This is a genomic window from Kitasatospora sp. NPDC048715, assembly GCF_043198905.1.
GTDB lineage: Bacteria > Actinomycetota > Actinomycetes > Streptomycetales > Streptomycetaceae > Kitasatospora > Kitasatospora lactacystinica.
In genome coordinates this window covers 10,791-33,597 of record NZ_JBICVH010000034.1, presented here as the reverse complement: position 1 = coordinate 33,597, position 22,807 = coordinate 10,791, and the positions used below count along the sequence as shown (strand labels likewise).

Here is a 22,807-nt window from a genome sequence, read left to right as displayed (position 1 = left end):
TCCCGGTGTACGACCCCGTCGGCGTCTGCGACCATGGTCGGGTGAGAGAGATCCGGCGAGGCACGTTGAGCGAGGAGACCTTCTACGACCAGGTCGGCGGTGAGCCGGCCTTCCGGCGGCTCGCCCACCGGTTCTACGAGGGCATCGCCGAGGACGAGTTGCTGCGGCCGATGTACCCCGAGGAGGACCTCGGGCCGGCCGAGGAGCGGATGGCCCTCTTCCTGATGCAGTACTGGGGCGGCCCGCGCACCTACAGCGACCGGCGCGGCCACCCCCGGCTGCGGATGCGGCACGCGCCGTTCAAGGTCGACAAGGCCGCGCACGACGCCTGGCTCACCCACATGCGGGCGGCCGTGGCGAGCCTGGAGCTGCCGGCCGAGCACGAGCAGCAGCTGCTCGAGTACCTGACCTACGCCGCCGCCTCGATGATCAACACCCCGGGCTGAGGCCGTTCCCTGGGTCCTTCCTGGGGCTTTCCGGGCTTGCGGCCGGGGTTCGCGGGCCCGGCTACCGGACCGGGCTGAGCCCCAGCCCCGCGCCCGGCGCGGCCACCGTGCGCACCGCCACCGAGCCCGCCGGGGCACTCAGCCGCAGCCAGCCGCCCGCCCGGTGCACGGTCAGCGGGGCACCGGGCCGCAGGAAGCCGATCACGTACGCGGCGTGCAGCGCGCGCAGCGGCAGCTCGGGCAGCACCGTGACCGGGCGGGACCAGATCTCGTCGGCCAGCGCGTCCAGCACCGTGCGGCCGCGGTGGTGCGCCGGGACGGCCTCGCTGCGCTCGCGGAACTCCTGCACCCCGGCCATGAGTTCGGGGTACACCTCGGCCACCGGCGGGGCGCCCACCGGCCGCCAGCCGGTGCGCGGCGGCAGCAGCCCGGCCCAGGCCGGGCCGGTCACCGGCGCGGGCAGCGCGACGGCGCCCGCCTCGGCGTCCACGCCGTCCAGCAGCTGACCCGCCGATACGGTCAGGTCCACCGGGCCGTCCAGACCGTCCAGACCGTCCAGCCGCACGGTACGGACCGCCAGCGCGCCCGAACCGCCCAGCGGCAGCCGTCCGAAGACCGCCAGCACGCCGTCGCCGTCGCCCTCGCCCGGGCCCACCGCCTGGAGCCGGACGGCCGCCGCCCGGTCGAAGCGCAGCAGGCGCAGCAGGAAGGCGGAGAGGTCGGCGGCCTCCCCGGTGTCGGTCAGGGCGAGACGGGCGGTGATGGTCACAGCGGTTCAGCTCGAATCGTCAGATGGGGTCAGACGGTGGCGACGGCCGGCTCTACGTCCATGAAGCGGCCGAGGAACTCCCGCTCCACCGGCGAGATCCGGCGCGGCCGGCCCTCGGCCAGGTCGTAGGGGACGACCACGGTGGACGCCCGGACGTACACGATGTCGCTGCCGTCCTCGGCGACGTCCTTGATCTCGTACGAGACCGTCAGCGAGGCGCCGCCGATCTTCGTCACCCAGGTCTCGATGGTGACCGGCTCGGGCCGGTGCACCAGCGGACGCTTGTAGTCGATCTCGTGGCGGGCCACCACCGAGCCGCCCGCGAACTCCCCGGCGCCGGCCGCGGCGGCCTGGGTGAACATGAAGTCGATCCGGGCCTCCTCCAGGTAGCGCAGGAAGACCACGTTGTTGACGTGCCCGAAGGCGTCCATGTCGGACCAGCGCAGCGGGCAGGCGTAGATGTGGCGGGCCACGGCAGTTCTCCTCGGTGTCCGGTCGCCCGCCGCCGTCCACCGCCGGTGGCGTGGGACGCGACGCGGCGGACGGTGGCGACGGGCCGCGGCCCGGCAGGCCGCCCCGGAGGGCAGTCTGCCGGGCCGTGGTGACGGCTGGGTGTCAGCCTCGGGTCAGCTTCTTGTACGTGGCCCGGTGCGGACGGGCGGCGTCGGCGCCGAGCCGCTCGATCTTGTTCTTCTCGTACGACTCGAAGTTGCCCTCGAACCAGAACCACTTGCTGTCGCCCTCGTAGGCGAGGATGTGGGTGGCCACTCGGTCCAGGAACCAGCGGTCGTGGGAGATGACCACGGCGCAGCCGGGGAACTCCAGCAGGGCGTTCTCCAGCGAGGAGAGCGTCTCGACGTCCAGGTCGTTGGTGGGCTCGTCGAGGAGCAGCAGGTTGCCGCCCTGCTTGAGGGTGAGCGCCAGGTTCAGGCGGTTGCGCTCACCACCGGAGAGCACGCCGGCCGGCTTCTGCTGGTCCGGGCCCTTGAAGCCGAAGGCCGACACGTAGGCGCGGGACGGCATCTCGACCTGGCCGACGTTGATCCAGTCCAGACCGTCGGAGACGACCTCCCAGAGGGTCTTCTTCGGGTCGATGTTGGAGCGGGTCTGGTCGACGTAGCTGATCTTGACGGTCTCGCCGACCTTGACCGTGCCGCTGTCCGGGGTCTCCAGGTCCTGGAGCATCTTGAACAGGGTGGTCTTGCCGGCGCCGTTCGGGCCGATGATGCCGACGATGCCGTTGCGCGGCAGGGTGAAGCTCAGGTCGTCGATCAGGATCTTCTCACCGAAGGCCTTGTTGAGGTTCTCGACCTCGATGACGACGCTGCCCAGACGCGGGCCCGGCGGGATCTGGATCTCCTCGAAGTCCAGCTTCCGCATCTTGTCCGCCTCGGCCGCCATCTCCTCGTAGCGGGCCAGACGGGCCTTGGACTTCGCCTGACGGCCCTTGGCGTTGGAGCGGACCCACTCCAGCTCCTCCTTGAGGCGCTTGGCGCGCTTGGCGTCCTTCTGCCCCTCGACCTTGAGGCGCGACTGCTTGCTCTCCAGGTAGGTGGAGTAGTTGCCCTCGTAGCCGATCGCGCGGCCGCGGTCGAGCTCCAGGATCCAGCCGGCCACGTTGTCCAGGAAGTACCGGTCGTGGGTGACGGCGACGACGGTGCCGGCGTACTTGGCCAGGTGCTGCTCCAGCCAGTTCACCGACTCGGCGTCCAGGTGGTTGGTGGGCTCGTCGAGCAGCAGCAGGTCGGGGGCCTCCAGCAGCAGCTTGCACAGCGCCACGCGGCGCTTCTCGCCACCGGAGAGCTTGGTGACCTGCCAGTCGCCGGGCGGGCAGCCCAGCGCGTCCATGGCCTGCTCCAGCTGGGCCTCGAGGTCCCAGGCGTTGGCGTGGTCCAGGTCCTCCTGGAGCTTGCCCATCTCGTCCAGCAGCGCGTCCGAGTAGTCGGTCGCCATCAGCTCGGCGATCTCGTTGAAGCGGTTGAGCTTCCCCTTGATCTCCTTGACGCCGTCCTCGACGTTCTCCAGGACGGTCTTGGACTCGTCCAGCGGCGGCTCCTGGAGCAGCATGCCGACGGTGAAGCCCGGCGAGAGGAAGGCGTCGCCGTTGGAGGGGTGCTCCAGGCCGGCCATCATCTTCAGCACGGTGGACTTACCGGCGCCGTTGGGGCCCACGACGCCGATCTTCGCTCCGGGGAGGAAGCTGAGCGTCACGTCGTCAAGGATGACCTTGTCTCCGTGAGCCTTGCGCACCTTGCGCATCGTGTAGATGTATTCCGCCACGTGAGATCGCTCCGGCGTCGTCGGGAGTAATTCGGCTTGCAGCCTTCCATTGTGCCGCACCCGGCCCGGAGCCCGAACCGCCCAGGTGACCCCACGGGGGTATCCGGAGCCGCTCCCCGCCCGCCCGGGCCCCGCCACCAGCGTCCCTTCCGCCCCGCCCCGCGAACGCGACGGCCCGGCTCCCCGCACGGGTGCGGGGAGCCGGGCCGGTTTCCGCTCTCAGGGTCTCGGGAGGTCAGCGCCTCCCGGCCCGCTCGGGCGGTTCAGTCGGTTCAGGCGGTGGTGCGACCGTGACGGCCGCGGCGGCGCAGGACGAAGACGGCGGCGCCACCGGCCACGACCAGGCCACCGGCGACGGCGGCGAGGATCGGGGTGGTGTCATTGGCACCGGTCTGGGCCAGGCCACCGGTGCCGGGGGCGGCGCTGGTGGTCGCCGGGGTCGGCTGGCCGGCACCGGTGCTCGGGGTGCCCGACGGGGTCACGGACGGGCCGCCGGACGGGGTGCCGGTCGCGGCCGGGGTGGCCGGGGTGGTCGGGGCCGGGGTCGGGGTCACGCCGGTCTTGCAGTCCAGGACGCCGGTGAACTGCTTGGAGTAGCCGTTCGGGCCGGTCACGGTGAAGTCGTAGCTCGCCTTCTCCTCGACCTTGACGAGCACGCTCTCGGTCTTGCCCGGCTGGACGGCGACCTGCTGCTTGCCGACCGTGACGGTGGCCGCCTCGTCACCGGTGTTGGCGACGGACACCCGCACGCCGCCGGCGGCGCACTCCTCCTTGGCGGAGCTGTCGATCAGCGCGCCCTTGCCCTGCTTCCAGGTGGCCTTGGCGCCGGCCGCGACGTTCACCTTGGTGGAGCCGGCCAGGATCATGGTCTGGCTGTGGCGGCCGCGGTTGTCCACCTTGCTCATGAAGACCCGGCCGCTGAGCACGGTGGCCTCGGCGGTGGCGTTGATGGCGGCCTTGCCGTCCGGGGTGCCGGCCGGCACGTCCAGGTACAGCGGGGTGTCCTTGTTGATCGGGCCCGCCAGGGCGCCACCGACCGGCTTGTTGTCCTTGTCCAGCAGCTTGACCTTGTCCGCGGCGTCGCCGGTGACGGTCAGCTTGACCTCGTTCGCGCTGGAGTTCAGCAGGAACGGGCCGAGCTTGCCGCCCGACTTGCCGGAGACCGAGTCCGGGGCGAGGGTCAGCGAGGGCTTCGGCTCGGCCGCGACGCCCTTGTTGGCGTCGCCGACCAGGTAGTCGCGGAGCTTCTTGGCCTTGTCGTTGCGCGGGACGGCGTTCTTGTTGTCCGAGAACTTCCAGATCGCGGCCTGGGTGCCCGCGGCGGCGTCCGCCTCGCTCAGACCGTCGACGTGGATTGCCGTGGCCAGGGAGGCCAGGCTGGCCTGCGGGTACGAGTTGTCCAGGATCCAGCGGATCTTGGGGGCGTTCGCGTTGCTGTTGAGCGAGCTCGCGGCCCAGTCCGCCTCGTGGTACTTGGCGTTGCTGTCCAGGTAGACCGGGTTGTCGAAGTCGATGCAGTACGTCCGGAGCTTCTCGCCCGCGTCCGTCTTGAGGGTGAACAGGCCGCCGTCGACGGTTCCCTTGCCCTCGACGTCGATCTTCTCGCCGAGCATCTCGTTCTGGACCTCGGCGGTCACGCCCGAGGTCGGTGCGCCGGCCGCGCCGGCCGCGGCCGCCGCACCGGCCGCGAACAGGCCTCCGCCCAGCGCCAAGCTGGTCGTGAGCATGACAGTGGTTATACGGGACAGACTCAGCCCCTGCCTCTGGAACATCTGGGATCCCTCCGGGCCGGGCCGCACCGAGTGGGCAGTCCCCGCCGACTTGCCGATCCGCGCGTGCCCCCTGTGGCACTGCTGCGGGTATGAACCAGACGAATCCTATTGAGCCCCGGAGGCCCCGAAACCCCCATGCGAAATCAGGACGATTCCGTATCTGGATCGTTATCAATCCCCTCAGGTCCCACACAAGCTGACGGCCCGGCAGAAACTCACGGACGGTTTTCTGTTATGCGGTCGGATTGCGCGCGCGGGCGCAACGACGTTCTCGATCAACATATTTGTCGACAGGGAAGGTCACCCGACCGGTCAGGTCGGCACATCCGCGGCGCCACCTCCCCGTGCCCTCCCGTCCACCTCCCCCGGCTCCCCCGCGACCGGCCCCCCGCCGGGCGGCAGTGCCCGCACGGCGGATGCCGCCACCGCCGCCGGGGCCGCCGGGGAGCCCGCCCCGGACCGCGACGCGGAGCCCCGGCGCGCCTCCACCGCGCTGACGATCCACTCCGGCACCACCTCGTCACCCGTCTCCGCCCCGGCCGGCCCGGGGCCGCCCGGCGGCTGCCCGCGCACCCCCGCCGCCCACCGGAACGCCGTGGTACCACGGGTGAGGTCGTGTCCGACCGATCGCGCGTCGATCTCGGCCCGGCTGCGCTTCACCTCCCCGTCCGCCCACTCCCGCACCCGCAGCCGGCCGCTCACCAGCACCGGATCGCCCTTGGCCAGCGAGCCGATCAGATTGACCGCCAGCGCCCGCCGGGCCGTCACCGTCACCCACTGCGTCTCGCCGTCCACCCAGCACTCGCGCTGCCGGTCGTACCGCCGCTCGGTGCAGGCGAGCCGGAAGTTGGCCATCGGCACCCCGCCGCCGGTTTCGCCGTAGCTCACCTCCGTCGCCACATTGCCGACCACCGTCACATGCGTCTCGTTCACGGCACACCCTCCGTTCCCGCCGATGCACCGTACGGAATCGACCGGTGCGCCTTGAGCGTGCACTTCGGGGGAAATCCCGGCCACCGAGTTCCGAAATCCTGTGGATAACTCGGGCCTGTGGAAACTTTTGTCACTCGCAGGGGTGAATTTCAGCCTCCCGCAGCCTCTGCATGGCCCGAATCTTCGCGGCCATGACAACAAACCCGCTGCTCGCCGCCCCGTCGGCACGCCCCGGAAGCCACCGGGGAACGGGCTCCGGAACGCACCCGGACGGCCGTCCGCGCACGTCATCCGACCGGCGCAACGGCGATAAAGACCCCCCACCCGCTCCGTCGGCGGCACATTCTCCGTGCCGAATCCATAACGGGTGAGGAGGCAGCCCCGTAACGACTGCACAACGTCCGGCGCGGAACACTCCCAGACCGCTGCACTCACGGCCTTCACCTGCGATTATCGGACCGCTCCACCGAACCGACACACCAACGGCGGTGTCGTCGCACCCGGCCGGGGAAGCGGTCACCCTTATCCTGTCCCCGACAGGGCGAGGGCCCACCACCCCCACCCCCACCCTCAGGCACGGGGCCGGACAGCGCGCGCCCCGGCGCCCGCCAGCCCGATCCCGGCCACGGTCGCGCCCGCCAGGGCGCCGCCCGTCCCGCCCCCATAGCTCAGCGGATAGAGCACCCGCCTTCTAAGCGGTAGGTCGCAGGTTCGAATCCTGCTGGGGGCACCATCCGGCAATTCCGCAGGCCACCGCTCCGGCGAACACCATCCGTGTTCGTTCCGGACCACCCGGTCATCCCGTACACCAACCGTTCCGCGCACCCTTCGCGCAGAACTCGTGACGATGCGTATCGCGGCCGCCGTGAAACAGGACCGAAAACGGGGTCAATCGGAACAACCGGAATTCCCGGTGAATCCCCGCCCCGCACGCGTCGGAGCACGCGCCGCCCCCGGCGGCCGAGCCGAGCCGATCCGACCCAGTCCGACCCGATCCGACCGGACCGGCGCACTCCGGCTCGGGCCCGCCTGCCCCGCCTGCCCCGCCTGCCCCGCCTAGCCCGCCAGCCCGGCCAGATAGGCGTCCAGCAGCTCCGCCTGCCGCTCCGCGGGGAACTCCTCCGGAGCGAACAGCGCCTGCACCACCAGACCCAGCACGAAGGCCTGCGCCCCCGCGGCGAGCGCCGCCGGGTCGGCCTGCGCCGGGAGCTCCCCCAGCCGCTGGGCGTCCGCGACGTGCGCCGTGAGCGCGGTGCGCGAGCGCGCGTAGCGGCCCGCGTGCGCGGCCGCCAGCTCCGGGTCGGCCAGGGCGTGGTCCCAGGAGCCGACCCAGATCCGGTTGTCGGCCGCGGCCTCGCCGTCCAGCGGCAGCACGTCCAGGAGCGAGGCCCGCACCCGGGCCAGCCCGGCCGGCGGCGGACCGTCGGCCGGGTCGGTGCGCCGGGGCCGGGCCAGCGAGCGCCGGTCCAGCTCCTCCAGCGCATGGCTGAGCAGCGCCCGCTTGTTCGGGAAGTAGTGCGTCAGCATCCCGGTGGAGGCACCCAGTTCGGCGGCCACCGCGCGCAGGGTCAGCCCCTCGAAGCCCCGGGTGGAGAGCACCCGCCACACCCCCTCGGAAACATCCGAGCGTCGGGCGTCATGGTCTCCACGGGCCGGTGTCATGGGGGCTATCGTACATACCAAACGTTTGTTATGAATGGTTTCGCCAACCTCAGCACCACCCGTGAAAGGCCGCCCGTGTTTGCCGTACCGCTCACCGAGAACGCCGAACTGCGCCCGCTGGAGCCCTGGCAGGCCCCCGAGTTCCTGACCCACCTCGACCGCGCCCGCGCCCACACCGACCCGTGGATCCCCTGGGCGACCTTCTCGGTCGACCTGGACTCCGCCCGCGCCACCCTCCAGCGCTACTCCGACGGCCAGAACGCCGACCAGAAGCGGATCTACGGCATCTGGCTGGACGGCACGCTGGTCGGCGGCGTGATGTTCGTGAGCTTCGACGCCCGGTCCGGCGTCTGCGAGATCGGCGCCTGGACGGAACCGGCCGGCGAGGGCCACGGGCTGATCACCGCCGCCGTCAAGCTGCTGCTCGACTACGCCTTCGCCACCCGCGGCATGCACCGCGCCGAGTGGTGGTGCTCCTCCGTCAACGCCCGCAGCCGGGCCGTCGCCGAGCGGGTCGGCATGACCCGCGACGGCGTGCTGCGCGAGTGGTACCCGTACAACGGGGTCCGCTACGACAAGGAGATCTGGGCCGTCCTGGCCTCCGAGTGGACGGCCGCCGCCCAGGGCTGAGCCGCCCGCGAAAGCGGCGGGGCCCGGTGGACACCTCCGTGCCACCGGGCCCCGCCGCTCCAGCACCGCCCGCTCCAACACCGCCCGCTTGAACCCCCTCGCTCGAACCCCCTCGCTCGGACACCGCCCCGCTCGAACCCCCTCGCTCAGGCCGCCCGGGCCCCGACCGCCGGGCGCTCCGCCGCCGCCCCGGCCGGCGGCTCGGCGGCCCCGCCCGCACCCGCACCCGCTCCCCCGTCCAGGGCCGCGCCGCCGACCACCCGCAGCCGCCACACCAGCAGCAGCACCAGCACCAGCACCCCGCCGGCCGACAGGAGGACCACGTCCACGGCGTCGGTGAAGCTGCGCACCGCGTGCTCGCGCGCGGTCCCGGTGAGCGTCCGGACGGCGCCCAGCGGCCGGCCCTGCTCGCCGTCCGCGAAGACCCTGGTCAGCACGGTGCCGAACACCGCCGCCCCCAGCGCGTTGCCGAGGTTCTGGAAGAACCGGATGCCGGTGGTCGCCACGCCCAGCTGGTGCGCCGGCGCGGCCTGCTGCACCACCACGATCAGCTGGCCGATCAGCTGACCCAATCCGCAGCCCAGCAGGGCGAGTTCGGCCATCACCGCGGGCAGTGCGGTGGTCGGCCCGCTCAGGCCGAGCAGCAGCAGGGCGAGCGCCGCGCAGCCCGCGCCGGCCAGCAGGAAGGTCCCCAGCGAGTGGCCCCGGGCGAGCAGCCGGCCGACGACCAGGCCGGAGACCGTCATCCCGGCCGCCATCGGGATCAGGTACAGGCTGGCGGTGGTCGGGGCGACGCCCCGGGCGAGCTGGAGGTAGAGCATCACCTGGACGATCGCGCCGATCATGCCCATCCCGACCAGGCCCTGGATCGCGAAGCCCAGCCGCACGACCGGGATCCGGAACAGCGACAGCGGCAGCACCGGCGCGGTGGCGACGGCCTGGCGCCACAGGAAGAGGCCGAACGCGGCGAGCGTGCCGAAGGCCAGCCCGAGGATCACCGGGGACGTCCAGGCGTAGTCCTTGCCGCCCCACTCGGTGACCAGCAGCAGCCCGACCGCGAACGCCGCGGCCAGGGCGGAGCCGAGGAAGTCCAGGCCGCCGCGGCCGGTCGCCCTCGGCAGCCTGATCACCAGGGCGACACCGACCAGCACCACCAGGCAGAGCGGCAGGTTGACGTAGAAGATCCAGCGCCAGCTGACGTGGTCGGCGAGCAGCCCCCCGACCAGCGGGCCGACCGACATGCCCAGCCCCGCGACGATCCCGCCCATGGCGCTGCCCTTGGCGTCGGCGCGCCCGTCCGGCTCCTTGAACTGGGCGATGACGACCATGGTGACGCTCATCAGCCCGCCGCCACCGATGCCCTGGACGGCCCGGAAGGCGATCAGCTGGCCCATCGACTGCGCCGCTCCGCACAGCGCCGAACCGAGCGTGAAGGTGGCGACCGCCCCGAGGAGCACGCGCTTGGCGCCGTAGGAGTCGCACAGCTTGCCGTAGAGCGGCAGCAGCGCGGTGGCGGCGAGGGCGAACGCGCTGATCAGCCAGGGCAGCCGGTCGACGCCGTGGACCGGGTCGAGGTCGCGGACGATCGGCACGGTGGCCGCCGAGACGATGTTCATGTCGAGCACGGCCAGCACGATCGTGACCAGGCAGAGCAGCATGCCCGCCTTGCGTCGGCCGGGTGTCATCGGCGCGGTGGTGTCGGGCGGTGCGGGTACGGCGGTGGCCATGGTCAAGTCCCCCCAGGGTCGGTCGAGTTCGCGTCGGGGCCGGGGTGGCCGGCGGCGCGTCCTCACCATGGCAGCATTTTTGTACCCGGTCAATTCTTCATCCCGACCAATCTTTCAGCCTGGCCAATCTTTCGACTCGACCAATCTTTCGGACCGGTCAACATTTGAGCCTGGTACAGTCCCCAGCATGGCGATGCGACCCGCACAGGACCCCGGCTCCGACGTCGACCTGGACGCGCTCCCGCTGCGCGAGCGCAAGAAGCTCCAGACCGGCATGCGGATCTTCCGCACGGCCATCGCGCTGTTCACCGAGCGCGGCTTCGACCAGGTCTCGGTCGCGGAGATCGCCGCCGCCGCCGAGGTGTCCAAGATGACCGTCTTCAACTACTTCCCCACCAAGGAAGAGCTGGTCATGCGCCCGATGGAGCAGCACCTCGACGAGCCCGCCCGGGCGGTGCGCGACCGCGCCCCGGGCAGCTCCGCGGCGACGGCGCTGCGCGAGCAGTTCCTCGCCGCGCTGGAGCGCTTCGACCCGGCCTCCGGGCTGAACGACGACCGGATCGTGCTCGACGTGGTCCGGCTGATCCACCGCACCCCGGCACTGACCGCCCGGGCCACCCACGGCTTCGACCTGCTGGCGCACGCCGCGCTCTCCGCCGAACTGATCGCCCAGGACCCGGCCCACGACGAGCTCACCGCCCGGGTCGCCACCGCCCAGGCGCTGGCCGTCCGGGTCGCGCTGATCGCCGCCAACCACCGGCGGATGCTCGCCGGCGAGCGGGCCGCCGACGCCCTGCCCACCGCGCTGGAGGAGGCCCGCCGCGCCTTCGCCCTGCTCGAACACGGCCTCGGCGACTACTGCACCCGCGCCGCCTGAGAGAGTTGGCGCACCACGACCGACCGGAGGTGCGCATGGACCAGCCGCTGCTCACGCGGGACCGCTCCGCCCTGCCCGCGCAGGCCGAGGGCCTCAACGCGTACGTCGGCGAGGACGGCGTCGCCGTCCTGGAGTTCGCCCGCCCGCACCGCCGCAACGCGGTGACCCTGGCGATCTGGCAGGCGCTGCCCAAGGTGCTGGAGCAGTTGGCCGGCCACGAGGGCGTGCGCGTCCTGCTGCTCACCGGCGCCGGCAACACCTTCAGCGCGGGCGCGGACATCGCCGAACTCTCCGAGGTGTACGGCGATCCGGACCGCGCGGAGGCCTACCACGCGACCAACGTCGCCGCCGAGGAGGCGCTGGCGGCCTTCCCGCACCCGACCCTCGCCGTGGTGCACGGCGCCTGCGTCGGCGGCGGCTGCCAGCTCGCCGTCGCCTGCGACCTGCGGTTCGTCGCCGAGGACGCCCGGCTCGGGATCACCCCGGCCAAGCTCGGCGTGGTCTACTCGGCGGTGCCGACCGTACGGCTGTCCCGGCTGATCGGCCCGGCCCGGGCCAAGTACCTGCTGTTCTCCGGCGAGTTGGTGGCCGGCCGGGACGCCCTGCCGCTGGGCCTCGCCGAACGCGTCCTGCCGGACGCCGAACTGGACGCCGCCGCACTGGACTTCGCCCGGGTGCTGACCCTCCGCTCGACCCAGACCATCGGCGCGGCCAAGGCCGTCCTGGACGCCCCGCCCGAGCGGGCGGACGAGGTCCTGGCCCCCTGGCTGCTCCGCGCCCGGGAGGGCTCGGACATCCGCGAGGGCCTGACGGCCTTCCTGGAGGGCCGCCCCGCCCGGTTCTGAGCCGGGCCGCACCACCACCCGTACGACCCCGTCCGCCCCGTCCGCCCCTTCACGCCCCCGGAGCACCCACCCCGATGACGACCGAGGCCGAGGCCGCGCCCGCCGCCCCCACCAGCCGGACGATCTGGGCCCGCCGGATCACCGACGGCCTGGAGCCGAAGAACGTGATCGTCGCGCTGCTCCCGGTGCTGGGCGGCCTCCGCTACGGCCTGCCGGGCATCGGCTGGGCGCTGTTCGCCGTCCTGTTCGCCGCCGTCGTCCCGACCCTGATCATCCGGCACGGCATGCGCAAGGGCACCGTGGCGGACCGCCACGTCGGCCACCGGCAGCGCCGGCTGACCGTCTTCCCGCTCATCATGGGCTCGGTGCTGCTCAGCTTCGCGGTGATGATCGGTCTGGACGCCCCGACCGACCTGACCGCGCTGGTCCTGGCGATGTTCGCCTCGCTGGTCCCGATCCTGGTGATCACCGCCTGGTGGAAGGTCTCCGTCCACACCGCCGTGGCCACCGGCGCGGTGGTCTGCCTCGCCATCGCACTGGGCCCGCTCTGGCTGCTGCTCGCTCCGCTGGTTCCGGCGATCGGCTGGTCCCGGGTGGTGCTGCGGGACCACACCGCCGCGCAGACGGTCGTCGGCGCGGCGGTGGGCGCGCTCACCGCCGGGCTCACCTTCTGGCTGGCCCGCTGAGTCAGCGGATCGGCACCCCCGAGATCGCCCGGGCGATCACCAGCCGCTGGATCTCGCTGGTCCCCTCGAAGATCGAGTAGATCGCGCTGTCCCGGTGCATCCGCTCCACCGGGTACTCCCGGGTGAAGCCGTTGCCGCCGAGGATCTGCATCGCCTGCGCGGTCACGAACTTGGCGGTCTCACCGGCGTACAGCTTGGACATCGAGCCCTCGGCCGCCGTGAAGGGCTGGTTGTCGGCCGCCATCCAGGAGGCCCGCCACACCAGCAGCCGGGCCGCGTCGATCCGGGTCCTCATGTCGGCGAGCTGGAAGGCCACGCCCTGGTTGTCGATGATCGGCCGGCCGAACTGCTCGCGCGTCCTCGCGTAGTCCAGCGCCACCTCGTACGCGGCCCGCGCGATTCCGATCGCCTGCGCGCCGACGGCCGGGCGGGAGGCCTCGAAGGTGGCCATCGCCGCGTTGCCCCTGCCCCCCGGGCGCTTGACGCCCTCGCGGGCCCGGGCCAGGCGCTCGTCCAGCTTCTCCTTGCCGCCGAGCAGGCAGCTGCCGGGCACCCGGACGCCGTCCAGCACGACCTCGGCGGTGTGCGAGGCGCGGATGCCGTGCTTCTTGAACTTCTGGCCCTGGCTCAGTCCGGGGGTGCCGGGCGGGACGACGAAGGAGGCCTGGCCCTTCGCGCCGAGCGCCGGGTCGACGGTGGCGACCACCACGTGGACGGCGGCTATCCCGCCGTTGGTGGCCCAGGTCTTGGTGCCGTTCAGCACCCACTCGTCCGCGGCCTCGTCGTACACCGCCCGGGTGCGCAGCGCCGAGACGTCGGAGCCGGCGTCCGGCTCGGAGGAGCAGAAGGCCGCCACCTTGACGTCCTCCGGCGTGCCGAACATCTGCGGGGTCCAGGTGCCGATCTGCTCGTCGGTGCCGTTGGCCAGCACCGCGACGGCGGCCAGGGTGGTGCCGACGATGGACAGCCCGATGCCGGCGTCGCCCCAGAACAGTTCCTCCATGGCGATCGGGATGCCGACGCCGGAGGGGTCGAAGTACTGCTGGGCGTAGAAGTCCAGCGAGTAGATGCCCAGCTTGGCGGCCTCCTGGATGACCGGCCAGGGGGTCTCCTCGCGCTCGTCCCACTCGGCCGCGGCCGGGCGCATCACGTCGGCGGCGAAGCCGTGCAGCCAGTCGCGTACGGCGAGCTGGTCCGCGCCCGGGTCCAGCGAGAACGTGCTGCTCATGGTGCGTGCCTCCGAAGACGTGTGCGGCCGACCGGGGTGTTACCTCGGGTAACATCGTGGGAGTCTGCTACTGATTGGTAACCGGTGTCAACGCCCAGGCAGACCCCGCCGAACCCGATCCCGAGGAGCAGCGCATGTCCCGAGAGCCCCGCCGCGAGCAGCTGCTCAACGCCGCCGACCGGGTCATCCAGCGCGAGGGGCCGAGCGCCAGCATGAACGCCATCGCCGCCGAGGCCGGGATCACCAAACCGATCCTCTACCGCCACTTCGGCGACCGGAACGGCCTGATCAGAGCCCTGACCGAACGTCACACCGGCGGGCTGCTCGCCGCCGTCCGGGCCGCCCTCGCCGAGCCGCTGGAACGCCGCGACCGGGTCGAACACGTCCTGGACACCTACCTCGCCGGCATCGAGGCCCGCCCCCAGGTCTACCGGCTGCTCACCCACCCCGAGCCCGGCGACCCCAGCAGCGCGGGCAACGCGCTCGCCCCCGCGCTCAAGCAGATCGCCGAGGAGATCACCCGGGCCGTGCAGAGCCAGGTCGACCTCGGCGCCGACCGCGACCTGCTCGCCGAAGCCTGGGGCCGCGGCATCACCGGCATGGTGCTGGCCGCCGGGGACTGGTGGCTGGAGACCAGGCCCTGCTCCCGCACCCGGATGGTGCAGGCGCTGGCCGACCTGCTCTGGGGCCGGCTCGCCGCCGCCGCGGACCTGCCGACCGCCGTCCCACCGACCGCACCCGAGCCGACCGCCGACTGAGGCCCGCGTCGCCCGACAGCGTCCGCCGACCGGAGCGCCCCTCCCCCGCGCCGTCCGCCGTCCGCCGTCCGCCGACCGCCGGGGGAACCGCCCGGTGCCCGAACTCTTGTGCCGCGCACGACAGTCCGGGCATCATCGGGCCCCACCCCCACCCCTGCCGTGCGAGGTCCCCGATGCGCCTGCGCCGCACCGCCGTCGCCCTGCTGCTCGCCGCCACCGCCGTCCTCACCGCCGTCCCGGCCTCGGCCCACGGCGGGCAGCCGGGCCGTTCCCCCGCCCCGGACCGCTTCCCCACCGGCACGGTCACCGCCGCCGACGGCCGCACCTCCCTCACCGACGTCCAGGGCCGCCGGCTGCGGCTGCGCGGCTTCAACCTCGACAAGTACGCCGAGGCCACCCCCGCCGACCTCGACTCCGTCGCCGCCCAGGGCTTCACCCTGGTCCGGCTGCCGGTCTCCTGGACGAGGCTGGAGCCCGAGCGGGGCCGCCTCGACCCCGCCGAACTGCAGCGCGTGCGGCGGCTCCTCGACCGGGCCGACCGGCTGGGCCTGCTGGTCCTGATCGACTTCCACCAGGACGTCTACGGGCCGAAGTTCGGCGGCGGCACCAACGGCGTGCCCGTCTGGGCCACCCGGGACGACGACCTGCCGTTCACCCCCGACCCGGACGACTGGTTCGCCGGCTACTTCCAGCCCGCCGTCCAGGCCGCCTTCCGGCACCTCTACGACGACCCCGACCTGCGCGCCTGGCAGGCCGACTTCTACACCCGGCTCGCCCGCGAACTGCGCGGCCACAGCTCACTGCTGGGCTACGACCTGTTCAACGAGCCGTTCGGCCCGGTGGACGGCGACCCGAGCGACCCGGCCGTGCTGGCCGCCGCCTCGGCCGCCCTGGAGCAGGGCCGGCTCGCCGACATGTACCGCCGCCTGATCACGGCCGTGCGCCGGGTCGACTCCCGCTCCTGGCTGTTCGTGGAGCCGACCGTGCTGGTCGGCCAGGGCGTGCCCACCCGGCTGCCCGGCTTCGCCGACCCGCGCCCCGGCGCACCCCGGCTCGGCTACGCGCCGCACTTCTACGACACCGCGGTCGAGGGCGGCGCCGACTGGGACCCGGCCGGCGGCTTCGTGGAGCAGTACACCGCCGCGATCACCGGCTACCCGGCCGCCCACCGCCTGCCCGTCCTGGTCGGCGAGTGGGGCCCGCCGAACTCCCGCACCCCGGGCAACGCCGAGCTGGTCCGCCGTCAGGTCGCCGCGATGGAGGGCTTCGCCGAGGGCTGGACGATGTGGTACTGGTGCCGGGGCAACGGCGGCTACTGCGCGCTCGACCCGGCCGGACGCCCCGCCCCCGGCGACGAACCCGCCTTCGGCCCGTACCCGGTGGCCGTCGCGGGCACCGAGGTCCGGACGGCCGCCACCACCGTGGGCTGGCGCTCGGACGGCACCGGGCGCGGCAGCGAGATCCTGCTGCCCCCGGCCGCGTTCCCGCGCGGGGCCGATGTCACCGTCGCCCCCGCCGGCGCCCGGGTCGAGGTCGAACAGCCGACCGGCGGGCGGGCGGGAACCGTACGTGTCCGGCTCCCGCACGCCCACCGGGGCACAACCGTGACGGTCACGCTCACCGCTCGATGAGCGGGCCGAGCGGAACGAACGGAACAAGCGGGCCGAGCGGAACGACCGGGCCGAGCAGCATGCGCGGGCCGGTCACGCCAGTCCCCGGCGGGCCAGCAGCGGCCCGGTCTCCGGCGCCCGGCCGACCACCGCACGGAAGGACTCCAGCGGGTCCCGGCTGAACCCGCGCGCCAGCAGCTCCCGCCGGAACAGCTCGCCGCTCTCCCGCACCGGGCGCCCGTTGCCCTCGAACCACTGCACGGTGTCGGCGTCCAGCACCTCCGACCAGATGTACGCGTAGTACGCCGCGCTGTAGCCGCTGGAGAAGATGTGCTGGAAGTACGCCGTCCGGTAGCGCGGCGGGATCGCGTCCACCGCGATCCCGGCCGCCGCGAGCGCCCGCGCCTCGAACTCCTCGGCGTCCGCGATCTCCTCGCCCTGCGGCACGGTGTGCCAGGCCCAGTCCAGCAGCGTGGCCGCCAGGTACTCGACCGTCCGGAAGCCCTGCCCGAAGCCCTCGGCCGCCGTCATCCGCTCGACCAGCTCGGCCGGCAGCGGCTCCCCGGTCGCGTGGTGGCGGGCGTAGTTGGCCAGCACCTCGGGCCGGACCATCCACATCTCGTTGACCTGCGAGGGGAACTCGACGAAGTCCCGGGGCACCGAGGTGCCCGAGAACAGCGGGTAGCGCACGTCCGAGAACAGCCCGTGCAGCGCGTGCCCGAACTCGTGGAACAGCGTGCGCACCTCGTCCCAGTCCATCAGCACCGGCTCGCCGGGCGCCGGACGCGGGATGTTGAGGTTGTTCAGCACCACCGACCGCTGCCCGGTCAGCCCGGACTGGGAGACCAGCGCGTCCATCCAGGCGCCGCCGCGCTTGGACGCCCGGGCGTGGAAGTCGCCGATGAACAGGCCCAGCGGGCTGCCGTCCTCCTCGAACACCTCGAAGACCCGGGCGTCCGGGTGGTGGGCCGTCAGGTCCGGCCGCTCGGTGAAGCTCACCCCGTACGCCAGGTTCGCGGCGAAGAAGACGCCGTCCCGCAGCACCCGCTCCAGCTCGAAGTACGGGCGCAGCACCGCCGCGTCCACCTGGTAGGAGCTCTGCCGGACCTTCTCCGAGTAGTACGCCCAGTCGTGCGCGGCGAGCTCCCCGATCCCGTCCGCGGCGGCCGCCCGGGCCAGCTCCCCGGCCTCCCGCCGGGCCATCGCCACGGCCGGGCCGACCAGCCGGGACAGCAGGCCGGAGACCGCCTCGACGGTGCCGGACGTCTCGTCCGCCACCACGTACGCGGCGTGGCTCGGGTACCCCAGCAGCGCGGCCCGCTCGGCGCGCAGCGCCGCCATCCGGATCGCCAGCGGGCCGTTGTCCTCGGCGCCCCGGCCGAGCGAGGCGGCCAGCAGCCGCTCGCGCACCGAGCGGTCGTCGAGCCGGGCCAGCTCGGCCTGGCCGGAGGTGCTCCGCAGGCTCAGCACGTAGCCGCCCGGGCGGCCGAGCACCCGGGCGTTCTCCGCGGCCCCGGCGACGGCGCCCTCGGACAGTCCGGCCAGTTCCCCGGCGGATTCCAGCACCAGCGCGGCGGAGCGGGTGGCGGCGTTCACGTTCTGCTGGAACGTCGTTCCGAGCGCCGCGAGTTCGGCGTTCAGCTCGCGCAGCCGGGCCTGCTCGGCCTCGCCCAGCCGGGCACCGGAGCGCACGAAGGCGGTGTACCGGCGCTCCAGCAGCCGCAGCGACTCCGGGTCCAGTCCGAGCCCGGCACGGGCCTCGTGGAGCGCCTCGATCCGGGCGAACAGCGCGAGGTCCAGGTGGATGGCGTCGTGGTGGGCGGCGAGCAGCGGGCTGACCTTCGCCTCCACCTCGTCCAGCACGTCGGTGGTGTCCGAGGAGGACTGGTTGCGGAACACCGCGTCGACCCGGCGCAGCAGCTCCCCGGAGCGCTCCAGGGCCACCAGGGTGTTCTCGAAGGTCGGCAGGCTCCGGTCGGCGGTGATCGCCGCGATCTCGGCCAGCTGCTCGGCCATTCCCCGCTCGTACGCGGGCAGGTAGTGCTCCTCGCGGATCTCGGCGAACGGCGGGAGCTCGTAGACCAGCGGACTGGCCTGGAAGAACGGGTTCTCGGTCATTTCGCGAACCCTACGCCGTGTCACCCGCGCTGCCCACGCGGTTCACCACCCCTGCGGAACACCCGCCGGGGCCCGTCCCGCCGGGCGCCGCCGTGCCCGCCTGCCACGCGTTGTCACACCCACCCGTTAACGTCGACGGCGCGGGCCCGTCGGTCGCGGGCCGCCGCGCGCCCGCCCGCGGGCCCGCACCCCCGTACCCGTCCCCGCACGCCCGACCGCGCGCCGGAGAGGAGCAGCCCCCGTGGCACCCAGGACCGCCCTCGCGCCCGACCCGCACGGCCCCGGCGGCCGGCTCCAGGCACTGGACGACGCGGGCGCCCCGCTCGGCCCGCCGGAGGCCGTCCGCGACCTCGCCACCGCCGTCGCCGCCCGGGAGGCCGCCGACCACCCGCGCTGGGTCTGGGCCGCCACCGACTCCGGGTACGCCCCGCTGCTGCCGAAGCTGCCCGACCGGCTCGCCCGCTGCCACGACCTGCGGCTGGTCGAAGCGCTGCTGCTGGCGCACGAGGGCCGGTTCGGTGCGCCCCGGTCGCTCGGCGCCGCCTGGGCCCGGCTGCGCGGCCTGCCCGTCCCGGCGGACCTGCCCGAACCGGGCCTGTCCGACGCCGACGACGGCCAGGACACCCTGTTCGCCCCCGACCGGCTGCAACTGCCGCCCGGCGCCGACCCGTTGGCGGCCGTGGTCGCCGTCCACGCGGAACAGCAGCGCCGGATCGCCGCCCTCGCCGACCCGGGCGCCCGGCAGCGGTTCCGGCTGCTGGTCGCCGCCGAGTCGGCCGGCGCCCTGGTGGCCGCCGAGATGGCCCACGACGGCCTGCCCTGGCGGGCCGACGTCCACGACCACCTGCTCACCGAGCTGCTCGGCCCCCGCCCGACCGTCCCCGGCACCCAGCCCAGGATCCTCGCCGAGCTCGCCGTCGACCTCCAGCAGGCGCTCGGCGCCAAGCCCTTCAACCCCGACTCCCACACCCAGGTGCTGCGCGCCTTCGCCGAGGCGGGCATCCAGCTCGGCTCCACCCGCTCCTGGGAGCTCAAGGGCATCGACCACCCGGCCGCACAGCTGCTGGTCCGCTACAAGGAGCTGTCCCGGATCCACGTCGCGCACGGCTGGGCCTGGCAGGACGCCTGGGCCCGCGGCGGCCGCTTCCGGCCCGAGTACGTGGTCGGCGGCGTGGTCTCCGGCCGCTGGGCCAGCCGCGGCGGCGGCGCCCTGCAGATCCCGCGGATCCTGCGCCGCGCCGTGGTCGCCGACCCGGGCTGGCTGCTGGTCGTCGCCGACGCCGCCCAGCTGGAGCCCCGGGTGCTCGCCGCGCTCTCCCAGGACGCCGGGCTGGCCCGCACCGCCGCCGGCGGCGACCTGTACGAGGCGCTCGCCGCCCACGCCTTCCAGGGCGACCGGGACAAGGCCAAGCTCGGCCTGCTCGGCGCCATGTACGGCCAGACCAGCGGCGACATCGGCCCGCTGCTCAACACCCTGCACCGGCGCTACCCGGCCGCGATGGGCTACGTCGAGGCCGCCGCCCGCACCGGCGAGGACGGCGGTGTGGTCGCCTCCCGGCTCGGCCGGGTCTGCCCGCCGGCCTCCGCCGACTTCCTCGACCTCACCGAGGGGGACGCCGCGGGCGAGGCCGGCGGCCGCACTGCCCGCGCCCGCGGCCGGTTCACCCGCAACTTCGTCATCCAGGCCAGCGCCGCCGACTGGGCGCTGGCCCTGCTCGCCGCGCTGCGCCGCCGGCTGAACGACCTGCCGGCGTCCGGCCCGGCGGACCGCCCGCACCTGGTGTTCTTCCAGCACGACGAGGTGGTCGTGCACACCCCGGCGAACCTCGCCGACGAGGTGGCCGCCGCCGTCGCCGAGTCGGCCGAGGAGGCCCGCCGGCTGGTGTTCGGCGACACCCCGGTGCGCTTCCCGCTCAGCACGGCGGTGGTGGACTGCTACGCGGACGCCAAGTGAGCGGGCTCCACGTGAGCGGGCTCCGAGTGAGCGGACTCCGAGTGAGCGGACTCCGGACGCTCAGAGCTTCCTGAACCCGCGCGCGTCCTCGGCCGCCGCGACCACCTCGGCCAGGTCCGCCCCGGTCGAGGCGGTGACGGCGGCGGCCACCGCGCCCTCCACGAACGGCGCGTCCGCCAGCCGCACGCCCGGGCGCGGCTCGTCCTCCAGCACCGTGACGGCGGTGAGCACCGAGCTGCCGAGGTCCGGCAGCACGACCACGCCCGCCCCGGCGTCGGCCCGCGCGATCGCCCCGGCGATCAGGTCGTAGCTGGTGCCGAGCCCGCCGTCCTCGGTGCCGCCCGCGACGACCACCCGCACGCCGTCCGGGGCGAGTTCGCCGAGCAGCTCGCGCAGCCCCTCCGCGAGCCGGGCGCTGTGCGAGACCAGAACAATGCCCACGTTCTCACTCATGCGGCCGACCCTACGGCCGGAACCGACTGCTCCGGGAGAGTGATCGGAATCCCGCGTGTCGCACCCCGTGCCCCCCACCCCCGTCTGGCGTAGCGTCGGGTCCACGGCGTCGACCGCCGTGGCGTCCTCACCCCGGTCACCAAGGGAGCGAAGAGCGTTGAAGAAGCTGATCAACACCCCGGAGAGCGTCCTGGAGGACGCGCTGGCCGGAATCGCCGCCGCCCATCCGGAGCTGGCGGTGGACGTCCCCAACCGGGTGATCACCCGGGCCGCCCGCCCGGCCGGTCCCAAGGTCGCGCTGATCTCCGGCGGCGGCTCCGGCCACGAGCCGCTGCACGGCGGCTTCGTCGGCCCGGGCATGCTCGACGCCGCCTGCCCCGGCGAGGTGTTCACCTCGCCCGTCCCGGACCAGATGCTGGCCGCCGCCAAGGCCGTGGAGAACGGCGCCGGCGTGGTCTTCGTGGTGAAGAACTACACCGGCGACGTGATGAACTTCGAGCTCGCCGCCGAACTCGCCGCCGAGGAGGGCCTGGAGGTCCGCACCGTCCTGGTCAACGACGACGTCGCGGTCGAGGACTCCACCTGGACGGCCGGGCGCCGGGGCACCGGCGCGACCGTGCTGGTGGAGAAGACGGCCGGCGCGCTGGCCGAGCGCGGAGCCCCGCTGGACGAGGTCGCCGCCCTGGGCGAGCGGGTCAACGCCGCCTCCCGCTCCTTCGCGATCGCGCTCACCGCGGCCACCGTCCCGGCCGCCGGCAAGCCCGGCTTCGACCTGCCCGAGGACGAGATCGAGGTCGGCGTCGGCATCCACGGCGAGCCCGGCCGCCGGCGGGAGAAGCTCCGCCCGGCCCGCGAGCTGGCCGCCGAGGTGGTCGAGACCGTCCTGGCCGACCACCACCTGACCCCGGGCGACGAGGTGATCGCCCTGCTCAACGGCCTCGGCGCGACCCCGCTGCTGGAGCTGTACGTGGTCTACGGCGAGGTCGCCGCCAGGCTCGCCGAGCGCGGCATCACGGTGGCCCGCAGCCTGGTCGGCAACTACGTCACCAGCCTCGACATGGCGGGCTTCTCGCTCACCCTCACCAAGGCCGACGCCCAGCTGCTGGAGCTCTGGGACGCCCCGGTCGACACCCCCGCCCTCAAGCGCTGAGCCGCACCGAAGGAGACCCGATGGACTTCGACACCCCGCTGGCCGGGGCCTGGATCCGAGCGATCGCCGCGGCCGTCGAGAAGGAGCAGTCCCGGCTCACCGAGCTGGACTCCGCGATCGGCGACGGCGACCACGGCAGCAACCTCCGGCGCGGCTTCGCCGCCGCCCTGACCGCCCTGGACGGCCTCCGGCCGGCCGGCCCCGGCGCCGTCCTCACCAGGACCGGCAGCACGCTCATCTCCAAGGTCGGCGGCGCCTCCGGCCCGCTCTACGGCAAGGCCTTCCGCGCCATCGGTGCCGCCCTGCCCGAACCGGCCGGTCCGGCCGACGTCGCCGAGGCCCTGTCGGCGGGCCTGGACGCGGTCCGCCTCCTCGGCAAGGCCGAACCCGGCGACAAGACCATCGTGGACGCCTGGACCCCGGCCGTCGCCGCGTTCCGCGCGGCGGCCGCCACCGGCGCCGGCCTCCCCTCGGCGGCCGCGGCGGCCGCCGACGCCGCCGAGCAGGGCGCCCGCGACACCGTCCCCCTCCGGGCCCGCAAGGGCCGCGCCTCCTACCTGGGCGAACGCAGCATCGGCCACCAGGACCCGGGTGCCGCCTCCACGGCCCTCGTCTTCCGCGCCCTCGCCGACGTCACCGCCGCCTGACCCTCACCCACCCACAGCAACCACCCCCACCCACCTCCCCCCTCACCCAACCCAGCGAGAGGGACGCGCTGCGGAAGGGGCGGCGCAGGGGGTGGCCCGGAGAGGGGCGTTGCGGGTGATTTTCAGACTGCCAACGGCGGCCAACCCCCACCCCCAAAGTCGGCAGTCTGAAAATCATCCAGCCCCCCGGGGCGGGCCCCCCCCCGGGCCCCCGCCGCCCCCCCCCCCCCCCCCCCCCCCCCCCCCCCCCCCCCCCCCGCCC

The 22,807-nt window shown here is 73.7% G+C and carries 20 protein-coding genes and 1 tRNA gene; 11 read left to right on the top strand and 10 right to left on the bottom strand.

Annotation, left to right across the window (positions count from 1 at the left end; all coding sequences use genetic code 11):
* Positions 1-41 precede the first annotated feature (41 nt).
* On the top strand, positions 42-446 hold the full coding sequence (locus tag ACGFSC_RS41910; RefSeq protein ID WP_359910607.1) for a globin: 405 nt from the start codon (positions 42-44) through the stop codon (positions 444-446).
* Positions 447-507: 61 nt separating this feature from the next.
* Here ACGFSC_RS41910 and ACGFSC_RS41905 read toward each other — a convergent pair whose 3' ends face one another.
* The 5 genes from ACGFSC_RS41905 to ACGFSC_RS41885 all read right to left on the bottom strand — a co-directional run bounded on the left by ACGFSC_RS41905 (position 508) and on the right by ACGFSC_RS41885 (position 6,200).
* Complete coding sequence (locus ACGFSC_RS41905; protein ID WP_359910604.1) at positions 508-1,215, bottom strand: hypothetical protein; 708 nt, start codon at positions 1,213-1,215, stop codon at positions 508-510.
* A gap of 29 nt (positions 1,216-1,244) precedes the next feature.
* A complete protein-coding gene (locus ACGFSC_RS41900; RefSeq protein ID WP_359910602.1) occupies positions 1,245-1,688 on the bottom strand; it encodes a thioesterase family protein in 444 nt (147 codons plus the stop codon).
* A gap of 142 nt (positions 1,689-1,830) precedes the next feature.
* Positions 1,831-3,495 carry an energy-dependent translational throttle protein EttA gene (ettA, locus tag ACGFSC_RS41895; RefSeq protein WP_359910599.1) on the bottom strand — a complete coding sequence of 555 codons (1,665 nt, stop codon included), beginning with the start codon at positions 3,493-3,495 and terminating at the stop codon, positions 1,831-1,833.
* A 272-nt stretch (positions 3,496-3,767) separates the two neighbouring features.
* Positions 3,768-5,222, bottom strand: a complete 1,455-nt coding sequence (locus ACGFSC_RS41890; protein ID WP_359910596.1) for a Cys-Gln thioester bond-forming surface protein — start codon at positions 5,220-5,222, stop codon at positions 3,768-3,770.
* A 357-nt stretch (positions 5,223-5,579) separates the two neighbouring features.
* On the bottom strand, positions 5,580-6,200 hold the full coding sequence (locus ACGFSC_RS41885; RefSeq protein ID WP_359910593.1) for a single-stranded DNA-binding protein: 621 nt from the start codon (positions 6,198-6,200) through the stop codon (positions 5,580-5,582).
* 657 nt (positions 6,201-6,857) lie between these two features.
* Here ACGFSC_RS41885 and ACGFSC_RS41880 point away from each other — a divergent pair.
* Positions 6,858-6,933 (top strand) — tRNA-Arg (locus ACGFSC_RS41880).
* Between the two features lie 323 nt (positions 6,934-7,256).
* Here the strand turns inward: ACGFSC_RS41880 and ACGFSC_RS41875 are convergent.
* Entirely contained in the window at positions 7,257-7,862 is a 606-nt protein-coding gene (locus ACGFSC_RS41875) for a TetR/AcrR family transcriptional regulator (RefSeq protein WP_359910590.1), read from the bottom strand.
* A gap of 75 nt (positions 7,863-7,937) precedes the next feature.
* Here ACGFSC_RS41875 and ACGFSC_RS41870 point away from each other — a divergent pair, with 75 nt between their 5' ends.
* Positions 7,938-8,492 carry a GNAT family protein gene (locus ACGFSC_RS41870; RefSeq protein WP_359910587.1) on the top strand — a complete coding sequence of 185 codons (555 nt, stop codon included), beginning with the start codon at positions 7,938-7,940 and terminating at the stop codon, positions 8,490-8,492.
* 146 nt (positions 8,493-8,638) lie between these two features.
* Here ACGFSC_RS41870 and ACGFSC_RS41865 read toward each other — a convergent pair whose 3' ends face one another.
* Positions 8,639-10,219 carry an MFS transporter gene (locus tag ACGFSC_RS41865; protein WP_359910584.1) on the bottom strand — a complete coding sequence of 527 codons (1,581 nt, stop codon included), beginning with the start codon at positions 10,217-10,219 and terminating at the stop codon, positions 8,639-8,641.
* 187 nt (positions 10,220-10,406) lie between these two features.
* Here ACGFSC_RS41865 and ACGFSC_RS41860 point away from each other — a divergent pair, with 187 nt between their 5' ends.
* The 3 genes from ACGFSC_RS41860 (at position 10,407) to ACGFSC_RS41850 (ending at position 12,627) form a co-directional block, all read left to right on the top strand.
* Positions 10,407-11,096 (top strand): TetR family transcriptional regulator, encoded by a 690-nt coding sequence (locus ACGFSC_RS41860; RefSeq protein ID WP_359910581.1) that lies wholly within the window; start codon positions 10,407-10,409, stop codon positions 11,094-11,096.
* 35 nt (positions 11,097-11,131) lie between these two features.
* Entirely contained in the window at positions 11,132-11,941 is an 810-nt protein-coding gene (locus tag ACGFSC_RS41855; RefSeq protein WP_359910578.1) for an enoyl-CoA hydratase/isomerase family protein, read from the top strand.
* 74 nt (positions 11,942-12,015) lie between these two features.
* On the top strand, positions 12,016-12,627 hold the full coding sequence (locus ACGFSC_RS41850) for a phosphatase PAP2 family protein (protein WP_359910575.1): 612 nt from the start codon (positions 12,016-12,018) through the stop codon (positions 12,625-12,627).
* Position 12,628: 1 nt separating this feature from the next.
* Here ACGFSC_RS41850 and ACGFSC_RS41845 read toward each other — a convergent pair whose 3' ends face one another.
* Complete coding sequence (locus ACGFSC_RS41845; RefSeq protein ID WP_359910572.1) at positions 12,629-13,855, bottom strand: acyl-CoA dehydrogenase family protein; 1,227 nt, start codon at positions 13,853-13,855, stop codon at positions 12,629-12,631.
* 134 nt (positions 13,856-13,989) lie between these two features.
* On the opposite strand from ACGFSC_RS41845, the gene ACGFSC_RS41840 reads away from it, so the two are divergent.
* Both ACGFSC_RS41840 and ACGFSC_RS41835 read left to right on the top strand, forming a co-directional pair.
* Positions 13,990-14,613 (top strand): TetR family transcriptional regulator, encoded by a 624-nt coding sequence (locus tag ACGFSC_RS41840; protein WP_359910569.1) that lies wholly within the window; start codon positions 13,990-13,992, stop codon positions 14,611-14,613.
* Between the two features lie 173 nt (positions 14,614-14,786).
* Positions 14,787-16,244, top strand: a complete 1,458-nt coding sequence (locus ACGFSC_RS41835; protein WP_359910566.1) for a cellulase family glycosylhydrolase — start codon at positions 14,787-14,789, stop codon at positions 16,242-16,244.
* A 72-nt stretch (positions 16,245-16,316) separates the two neighbouring features.
* On the opposite strand, the gene ACGFSC_RS41830 is transcribed toward ACGFSC_RS41835, so the two are convergent.
* A complete protein-coding gene (locus ACGFSC_RS41830; protein ID WP_359910564.1) occupies positions 16,317-18,341 on the bottom strand; it encodes a M3 family metallopeptidase in 2,025 nt (674 codons plus the stop codon).
* Positions 18,342-18,582: 241 nt separating this feature from the next.
* Between ACGFSC_RS41830 and ACGFSC_RS41825 the strand changes: the two genes are divergently transcribed.
* Positions 18,583-20,295 (top strand): bifunctional 3'-5' exonuclease/DNA polymerase, encoded by a 1,713-nt coding sequence (locus tag ACGFSC_RS41825; protein ID WP_359910561.1) that lies wholly within the window; start codon positions 18,583-18,585, stop codon positions 20,293-20,295.
* A gap of 60 nt (positions 20,296-20,355) precedes the next feature.
* Here ACGFSC_RS41825 and dhaM read toward each other — a convergent pair whose 3' ends face one another.
* Entirely contained in the window at positions 20,356-20,748 is a 393-nt protein-coding gene (dhaM, locus tag ACGFSC_RS41820; protein ID WP_359910558.1) for a dihydroxyacetone kinase phosphoryl donor subunit DhaM, read from the bottom strand.
* A 157-nt stretch (positions 20,749-20,905) separates the two neighbouring features.
* Between dhaM and dhaK the strand changes: the two genes are divergently transcribed.
* Together dhaK and dhaL are read left to right on the top strand one after the other, a co-directional pair.
* On the top strand, positions 20,906-21,898 hold the full coding sequence (dhaK, locus tag ACGFSC_RS41815) for a dihydroxyacetone kinase subunit DhaK (RefSeq protein WP_359910555.1): 993 nt from the start codon (positions 20,906-20,908) through the stop codon (positions 21,896-21,898).
* Between the two features lie 20 nt (positions 21,899-21,918).
* Complete coding sequence (gene dhaL, locus ACGFSC_RS41810; RefSeq protein WP_359910552.1) at positions 21,919-22,545, top strand: dihydroxyacetone kinase subunit DhaL; 627 nt, start codon at positions 21,919-21,921, stop codon at positions 22,543-22,545.
* Positions 22,546-22,807: the final 262 nt, after the last annotated feature.

Coding starts and splice junctions, on each gene's coding strand:
- ACGFSC_RS41890 (WP_359910596.1), bottom strand. CDS start 5,222: ATGCTCACGACCAGCTTGGCGCTGGGCGGAGGCCTGTTCGCGGCCGGT.
- ACGFSC_RS41840 (WP_359910569.1), top strand. CDS start 13,990: ATGTCCCGAGAGCCCCGCCGCGAGCAGCTGCTCAACGCCGCCGACCGG.
- ACGFSC_RS41855 (WP_359910578.1), top strand. CDS start 11,132: ATGGACCAGCCGCTGCTCACGCGGGACCGCTCCGCCCTGCCCGCGCAG.
- dhaM (WP_359910558.1), bottom strand. CDS start 20,748: ATGAGTGAGAACGTGGGCATTGTTCTGGTCTCGCACAGCGCCCGGCTC.
- ACGFSC_RS41835 (WP_359910566.1), top strand. CDS start 14,787: ATGCGCCTGCGCCGCACCGCCGTCGCCCTGCTGCTCGCCGCCACCGCC.
- ACGFSC_RS41860 (WP_359910581.1), top strand. CDS start 10,407: ATGGCGATGCGACCCGCACAGGACCCCGGCTCCGACGTCGACCTGGAC.
- ACGFSC_RS41845 (WP_359910572.1), bottom strand. CDS start 13,855: ATGAGCAGCACGTTCTCGCTGGACCCGGGCGCGGACCAGCTCGCCGTA.
- ACGFSC_RS41875 (WP_359910590.1), bottom strand. CDS start 7,862: ATGACACCGGCCCGTGGAGACCATGACGCCCGACGCTCGGATGTTTCC.
- dhaL (WP_359910552.1), top strand. CDS start 21,919: ATGGACTTCGACACCCCGCTGGCCGGGGCCTGGATCCGAGCGATCGCC.
- ACGFSC_RS41830 (WP_359910564.1), bottom strand. CDS start 18,341: ATGACCGAGAACCCGTTCTTCCAGGCCAGTCCGCTGGTCTACGAGCTC.
- ACGFSC_RS41850 (WP_359910575.1), top strand. CDS start 12,016: ATGACGACCGAGGCCGAGGCCGCGCCCGCCGCCCCCACCAGCCGGACG.
- ACGFSC_RS41865 (WP_359910584.1), bottom strand. CDS start 10,219: ATGGCCACCGCCGTACCCGCACCGCCCGACACCACCGCGCCGATGACA.